Consider the following 7,497-nt stretch of genomic DNA (forward strand, 5'->3'; position numbering starts at 1 on the left):
TTAGAAGTGAGAATGCCGGTATGAGTAGCGAAAGACGGGTGAGAATCCCGTCCACCGAATGCCTAAGGTTTCCTGAGGAAGGCTCGTCCGCTCAGGGTTAGTCAGGACCTAAGCCGAGGCCGACAGGCGTAGGCGATGGACAACAGGTTGATATTCCTGTACCACCTCTTTATCGTTTGAGCAATGGAGGGACGCAGAAGGATAGAAGAAGCGTGCGATTGGTTGTGCACGTCCAAGCAGTTAGGCTGATAAGTAGGCAAATCCGCTTATCGTGAAGGCTGAGCTGTGATGGGGAAGCTCCTTATGGAGCGAAGTCTTTGATTCCCCGCTGCCAAGAAAAGCTTCTAGCGAGATAAAAGGTGCCTGTACCGCAAACCGACACAGGTAGGCGAGGAGAGAATCCTAAGGTGTGCGAGAGAACTCTGGTTAAGGAACTCGGCAAAATGACCCCGTAACTTCGGGAGAAGGGGTGCTTTCTTAACGGAAAGCCGCAGTGAATAGGCCCAAGCGACTGTTTAGCAAAAACACAGCTCTCTGCGAAGCCGTAAGGCGAAGTATAGGGGGTGACACCTGCCCGGTGCTGGAAGGTTAAGGAGAGGGGTTAGCGTAAGCGAAGCTCTGAACTGAAGCCCCAGTAAACGGCGGCCGTAACTATAACGGTCCTAAGGTAGCGAAATTCCTTGTCGGGTAAGTTCCGACCCGCACGAAAGGTGTAACGATTTGGGCACTGTCTCAACCAGAGACTCGGTGAAATTATAGTACCTGTGAAGATGCAGGTTACCCGCGACAGGACGGAAAGACCCCGTGGAGCTTTACTGTAGCCTGATATTGAATTTTGGTACAGTTTGTACAGGATAGGCGGGAGCCATTGAAACCGGAGCGCTAGCTTCGGTGGAGGCGCTGGTGGGATACCGCCCTGACTGTATTGAAATTCTAACCTACGGGTCTTATCGACCCGGGAGACAGTGTCAGGTGGGCAGTTTGACTGGGGCGGTCGCCTCCTAAAGTGTAACGGAGGCGCCCAAAGGTTCCCTCAGAATGGTTGGAAATCATTCGTAGAGTGCAAAGGCATAAGGGAGCTTGACTGCGAGACCTACAAGTCGAGCAGGGACGAAAGTCGGGCTTAGTGATCCGGTGGTTCCGCATGGAAGGGCCATCGCTCAACGGATAAAAGCTACCCCGGGGATAACAGGCTTATCTCCCCCAAGAGTCCACATCGACGGGGAGGTTTGGCACCTCGATGTCGGCTCATCGCATCCTGGGGCTGTAGTCGGTCCCAAGGGTTGGGCTGTTCGCCCATTAAAGCGGTACGCGAGCTGGGTTCAGAACGTCGTGAGACAGTTCGGTCCCTATCCGTCGTGGGCGTAGGAAATTTGAGAGGAGCTGTCCTTAGTACGAGAGGACCGGGATGGACGCACCGCTGGTGTACCAGTTGTTCTGCCAAGGGCATAGCTGGGTAGCTATGTGCGGAAGGGATAAGTGCTGAAAGCATCTAAGCATGAAGCCCCCCTCAAGATGAGATTTCCCATAGCGTAAGCTAGTAAGATCCCTGAAAGATGATCAGGTTGATAGGTTCGAGGTGGAAGCATGGTGACATGTGGAGCTGACGAATACTAATAGATCGAGGACTTAACCATATAATATGTAGCAAATGTTGTCTAGTTTTGAAGGAATATGCCTTCATAGTTTGGTGATGATGGCAGAGAGGTCACACCCGTTCCCATACCGAACACGGAAGTTAAGCTCTCTAGCGCCGATGGTAGTTGGGACCTTGTCCCTGTGAGAGTAGGACGTCGCCAAGCAACTTTAAGACGAGTCAGAATGACTCGTCTTTTTTGTGTTTTATAAAAATAAGAATGGTTGGTAAATCTCAGTTTATTATAATTTCACTTTATTGTTCACATCAACAAGTTCAAAACGCTTACAGACGAGTAACATATCTTCAGAGAAATTAAGACCAAGCTCATTTAGTTCCTTTGTAAAAAAATGAACATGGGTGTCTCTCCAGTAATTATAAGTACGATCTCCTTCGCCTTTAGCGATAGCGAATTCTGCGCTTACTTCATTCATTGGTGTTACAGTTACTTCTATTGTCTTAATAATAGCTACAGGTGCATCATTACTATTAAGTATAATACTATAATCGTTAGTGGTCGGTAGCGGTTCATTTTCTAATTCATAAAAATGTGACCGGAGCATGTAGCAGTTTTAATACCGTCAATTACTAGTTGTGCAAGATAATTAGAGGAATCCCCAAATTGCCAAGCTATAACAGATTCTGTTTTTTTTGTTGTTTGCCTAATAAGTATTCCAATATGTCTGTGCTAATTGATTCATTTTATCGTCATCTCACTCTAATTAATATTTAGTCGCTTTATAATTCCTAGGGAATTTATTTACTTATTCTGTCTTTGTACTCATTTGAAATTTGTATCAGTATGTTGCGAATTAAAAAGATACTATGTGGAATGAATATGGTTTGTAAATATGTCCTGTACATATATGGGATCTTTAATTTTCCAATTGCATTTTATGATAAAGGATATAGTTACTTAAAGAACGTTCAGACTATTAATGGTAGTTTATTATCACTATGCGATATTGAAGTGAGTAGTACTAGAGTTGAAATAGATAAAAAACCGATATTCTAAATTGAATATCAGTTTAATGATATGTGACTTATATGAATCTATAGCAATACGAAAAGCGTAAATAAGATAGCCAACAAAATACGATAGTATGCAAAAGGTTTTAAACCTATCTTCTCTAAAAGCTTTAAAAAAGTTACTACCGCTAGCATGGCTACTATAAAAGAGGTAATGAATCCTACCGCAAACATAGGGATGTCATCGACACTTAAATAGTTCCAACTTTTTAGTAAGTCTAAGCCTGTAGCCCCAACCATTACAGGAAGAGCTATTAGAAAAGAGAATTCAGATGCAGTTTTATAATTTACTTTTGCTAATAGACCTCCAGAGATAGTAGAGCCAGCTCTAGAGAAGCCAGGGTATACTGCTAAGCACTGAAATAATCCGATTGTTAAAGCTTGACGGTATGTTAAATCGTCCAGTGAATAGGTGGCTGCCTCTTTCTTTTTTACTTCTGCAAAGATCATAAGAATTGCCCCTGCTACGAGTCCAATCACAACAGTGTATGGCTGAAATAAGTATGTTTTAATAATATCATGTAGTAGCAAACCAGCCACTACTGCCGGAAATACGCCAAGAAATACATGAAACGCGTTGAATTTTTTCTCTTTCCGTAGAAGAGGCTTAATATTACATAAAGAAACGAGACGTTTATGATATAAAATTGCAATAGCTAAAATTGCGCCTAGCTGAATAACAATTTCAAACGTTTTTGCTCTTTCTCCTTCAAAGTCTAATAAATGCCCGACTAATATAAGGTGGCCAGTAGAAGATATAGGTAAAAATTCAGCTAATCCTTCTACAATACCGAGTATGAAGGCAATAATGATATCGCTCATAGTTTCACTCCTATAAATTAATGAATGTCTACTTTTTTAAAATAGAATAGTGTTGCAATAAATCCGGAAATTGTTGTTACTGCAATGATGATATAAGAATACTCTGGTGGATATGTCGGTTGTAATTCGTTATTTGCGATATCTAGAGTAGTGGTCCACGGAAATAAATCTTTATGCTTGGAGTTTACGAGCATAAGATTAGTCATTGTAATAATGACTGTTAATATAATGGGCGGTACATAGCTCTTCATTACAAGAGTTAGTAGCGCAATAGGTGAAGACAATAGAAAGAGAAGTCCACCACATATTAAAAATTTTAGGAAGGAACCTAAAAGTAAAGCAATGTTAAAACCAGGGAAATTCCCCAATAGCCCTAATATTAAAGTAAGTGCCCAAGCGACTAAAGTTAGCATCATGATCCAAAGAAAGAGAATGATGAATTTACTTATAATAAAGCTAATGCGCGACACGGGGATAGTTAGTAAATTTTTTAGTGTATCTTCTGCATATTCGCGGGTAAGCAAATATGCAACCACTACTCCATATAAGGGGAATCCTATAACTAAAGTAGTATATAAGTTAACATCAGTGAATAATTGATGGAACCAAATAGTCGGAGTTGGCTGTTTTGTTTTTATATGTATATAAGAGGCTACTACAACTAAGAAAGGTGCGACACCAGCACCAATAATGCTAATTAAAAACATATTGGAGCGTTTTAGTTTTAAGAGTTCTGTATAGAGTAGATTAACCAATTGTTCCACCTCCAACTAGTTTGGTGAAGTAATCTTCTAGTCTATCTTCGCTTATCATCATTTTTAATACTTCAATATCATTTAGAACAAATGTTCTGTTTATGTATCCTTGTTGTCCAAAATGAGAGTAAATCCGAATATTTCCTTCATCATGTACTTCATAATCAAAAATTTGAAGATGATTTTCTAATAACATCACAGCTTTATTGTCATTATTCACTTGAAACTCTATGTACTTACGGTTTGCTTTGCGCAGCGTATCAAGAGAAACTTCTTCTAGTAACTTTCCTTCATGAATAATTCCGATACGATCGACTAACTGTTCTACCTCGGCTAATATGTGACTAGAAATGAGTATTGTTATATTTCTTTCTTGAGCTAAAGAATGAATAAGTTTTCGCATTTCTTTAATACCAATAGGGTCTAGTCCGTTAGTTGGTTCATCTAATATGAGTAGCTCGGGATAATGGAGAAGAGCGCGTGCGATTCCTAAGCGTTGCTTCATTCCCAAAGAATACTTTCCTACTAACTTTTTTGTCTCATGCTGCAAGCCTACTATTTCTAATGCTTCTTCGATAGCATTCTTTTTGTGAACCCCAATTATCTTTGCATTAATTAATAGGTTTTCTTTTGCAGTTAAGTTTTCATAAAATCCTGGGACTTCAACTATAGAACCAATTCTGCTTAAAATATCTTTTTGATTTTGGAATAAGTTCTCTCCAAATATTTCAATCGTCCCACTTGTAGGCTTTATAAGACTAAGCAGCATACGAATGGTTGTTGTTTTACCAGCACCGTTGCGGCCTATGAATCCATAAATCTCCCCTTGCTGAACATTAATATTTAAATTATCTACTGATTTTTGATTGCCATATACTTTAGTAAGGTTAGTCGTTTTTATAATTGTATTTATAGGAGACACCTGCTTTCTATAAGTTCTTACTTACATCATAAAAAGGAAGGCTTAACTGCATATTAATCATTTCTTAACTATTTCTTAAAAGTATTGTGTTTTGGAATAGAAAAGCCAAAAGTAGTTCGTTTCCATGGAGTACTTTCAACCCATATATGTCCACCGTTTTTCTCAACGAGCGCTTTGGAAATGGAAAGCCCGAGACCGCTGCCACCAAAAGAGGAGTTTCTTGATTGTTCGCTTCGGTACATTCGCTCAAATACGTTTTGTAAATCATGTTTTGGGATACCAGGGCCCTTGTCCCAAATAAGAAGCTCATATTCTGTATCAGTTTCTAATAGTTCGATTCCTACTGTTTTCCCATCTTTTCCATAATAAATGGCATTTTTTATTAAATTACCTATAATCCGTATAAGGCTAAGTTGGTCTGCGATGATAGGACAAATAGATTCTGGTAGGAAAACTTGTAGTTCAATATTATGTTTTGAGAGCTCAGGTAAAAATTCGATTAAAACTTCTCTAGTAACTTCAGAAAAATCGAGTTCTTCTTCTTTTAATGGAAATTCATTGGCGTCTAGCTTTGCCATGTTGAATATTTCATCAACTAGATGTTTTAAGTTATTTGATTTCATATAAAGTATTTTAAGATATTCTTGTTTTTCTATTTCAGAAACAGCAACTCCGTCTTTCAAAGCGTCTATATATCCGATTATGGAGGTGAGAGGTGTTCGTATATCGTGGGAGATACTAGACAAAAGTTGTTTTCTGGATTCCTCGGATCTTTTGGCTTCAATCTGAACCTGCTCTAATTTAGCTATTAGCTCGTTTATTGAAAAAACGATATTATGTAATGAATGGTCATTGCTTGTGAATAATCTCGCTTGTAAGTTTCCTTTTAGTACACGACTTAATTTAGTATCCATTGCTTTGCGATGTTGAATGAATTGTATTCTTGAAAAGAAGAGATAAATTGTAATTAAGATAAGGATAATAAATAAAGACATTTTTACTCTTGGGTTCATTTGTATGTTTAAAATCCCAAAAATGATAAGTTGTAATGAAATAAGGAAGAGGGTTTTATCAGTCTTCAAGCTTTTCACCTACAAACTTATAACCAATTCCCCATATAGTCTGAATGAATTTTGGATTGGAAGGGTCAATTTCTATTTTCTTTCTAAGTTTTCGAATATGTACCATAACGGTATTGTCATCTTCTATATAATTATCGTTCCACACATTTCGGAAGAGCTGTGTTTTTGTAAATACTTGCCCTGGGTTTGAAGTAAAGAATTTTAATAGTTCTAGTTCTTTTCCGGTTAAGTTAATTTCTTCTTTATTTGTATGAACTGTGTATGTATTTAGATTGAAAGTTAGTCCTTTAAAAGATAAAGTTGTTTTTTCTTGAGCAGTATTGTTACTTCCAAGAACTAAAAAACGCCGCATAAGAGCTTTTATTCGTGCAATTACTTCGTGAATGCTGAAAGGTTTTGTAATGTAATCATCAGCACCAATGCTTAAGCCTAAAATTTTATCAACTTCGTGATTTTTAGCGGTGAGCATTAATATAGGTACGTTAGTTTTATCTCTAAGCTTTTTACATACCTCGATTCCATCTATTTTGGGCATCATAAGATCTAATATAACGAGGTTGTAGTTATTTTGATTAAATAAATGCAAGGCTTCTTCGCCGTTGATTGCAGTGTCTACCATATATAATTCTCGTTCTAAATATATTTTTAATAAATTTCGGATTTCTTTATCGTCGTCTGCTATAAGGATATGTATATCTTTCATATTTTCACCTGCTTTTAATAGAGTTTTATTGATAGTACAACAACTCTCTAATTATATACTAGTATTTGTTAAAATAAGGTTGCTAGTTTTGTTGGAGGGAAATGTCCGCACAAGTTAAGTCTAGAGCTCAAATTAACTCGAATATGTTTGGAAGAATAAATTAAAGAGAAGCAGAAAGTATGCTCCGATAATGAAATCCTATAGAGACGTATCTAGCTAAAAGACCATAAAAATATTAACTTGAATATCTTTATAAAAAGGTATTGACGATTATGCTTTAGAGGTGTAGTATAGAACAAGTCGCCGATGACATTAACGTCGCAAGCGACAAACGAAATGAAAAACTTAGTTGACATTAACTAACGAAGATGTTAACATAAGGAAGTCGCAAATGAGCGACCAAGTAGTTCTTTGAAAACTGAACGAAACAAACAACGTGAAACGTCAATTTTTATTTTTAGATGCTAGACAAACTAACTTTATTGGAGAGTTTGATCCTGGCTCAGGATGAACGCTGGCGGCGTGCCTAATACATGCAAGTCGAGCGA

Annotated in this window: 5 protein-coding genes, 3 rRNA genes and 1 pseudogene; 3 read left to right on the forward strand and 6 right to left on the reverse strand. The window is 37.9% G+C overall.

What is annotated here, in order from left to right:
• Nucleotides 1-1,637: ribosomal RNA gene (locus tag ACO6VI_RS32430) — 23S ribosomal RNA — on the forward strand; the annotation flags it as partial.
• Nucleotides 1,638-1,686: 49 nt separating this feature from the next.
• Nucleotides 1,687-1,802 (forward strand): 5S ribosomal RNA (gene rrf / locus ACO6VI_RS32435).
• A gap of 76 nt (nucleotides 1,803-1,878) precedes the next feature.
• On the opposite strand, the pseudogene ACO6VI_RS32440 reads toward rrf, so the two are convergent.
• From ACO6VI_RS32440 to ACO6VI_RS32465, 6 genes and pseudogenes are all read right to left on the reverse strand, one after another.
• Nucleotides 1,879-2,337: pseudogene (locus ACO6VI_RS32440) on the reverse strand (ASCH domain-containing protein).
• Nucleotides 2,338-2,689: 352 nt separating this feature from the next.
• Nucleotides 2,690-3,487, reverse strand: coding sequence for an undecaprenyl-diphosphate phosphatase UppP (uppP, locus tag ACO6VI_RS32445; RefSeq protein WP_063546255.1), 798 nt, complete (start codon nucleotides 3,485-3,487; stop codon nucleotides 2,690-2,692).
• Nucleotides 3,488-3,504: 17 nt separating this feature from the next.
• Nucleotides 3,505-4,242 (reverse strand): ABC transporter permease, encoded by a 738-nt coding sequence (locus tag ACO6VI_RS32450; RefSeq protein ID WP_063546257.1) that lies wholly within the window; start codon nucleotides 4,240-4,242, stop codon nucleotides 3,505-3,507.
• Nucleotides 4,235-5,164, reverse strand: coding sequence for an ABC transporter ATP-binding protein (locus ACO6VI_RS32455; RefSeq protein ID WP_161520641.1), 930 nt, complete (start codon nucleotides 5,162-5,164; stop codon nucleotides 4,235-4,237). Before ACO6VI_RS32455 ends, ACO6VI_RS32450 begins: the two co-directional genes overlap by 8 nt.
• A 68-nt stretch (nucleotides 5,165-5,232) precedes the next feature.
• The gene (locus ACO6VI_RS32460; protein WP_063546261.1) at nucleotides 5,233-6,246 is read right to left on the reverse strand and encodes a sensor histidine kinase; all 1,014 of its coding nucleotides are present in this window, start codon (nucleotides 6,244-6,246) and stop codon (nucleotides 5,233-5,235) included.
• Nucleotides 6,236-6,949, reverse strand: coding sequence for a response regulator transcription factor (locus tag ACO6VI_RS32465; protein WP_063546263.1), 714 nt, complete (start codon nucleotides 6,947-6,949; stop codon nucleotides 6,236-6,238). The genes ACO6VI_RS32460 and ACO6VI_RS32465 overlap by 11 nt, the downstream gene beginning before the upstream one ends.
• Before the next feature lie 479 nt (nucleotides 6,950-7,428).
• Here ACO6VI_RS32465 and ACO6VI_RS32470 point away from each other — a divergent pair.
• Nucleotides 7,429-7,497, forward strand: a 16S ribosomal RNA gene (locus ACO6VI_RS32470); the annotation flags it as partial.

Origin of the sequence: Bacillus sp. PSXD-155, assembly GCF_049310765.1 — a bacterium.
GTDB lineage: Bacteria > Bacillota > Bacilli > Bacillales > Bacillaceae_G > Bacillus_A > Bacillus_A cereus.

Excerpts from the sequence above, each read along its gene's own strand:
- uppP (WP_063546255.1), bottom strand. The coding sequence starts at position 3,487 with ATGAGCGATATCATTATTGCCTTCATACTCGGTATTGTAGAAGGATTA.
- ACO6VI_RS32465 (WP_063546263.1), bottom strand. The coding sequence starts at position 6,949 with ATGAAAGATATACATATCCTTATAGCAGACGACGATAAAGAAATCCGA.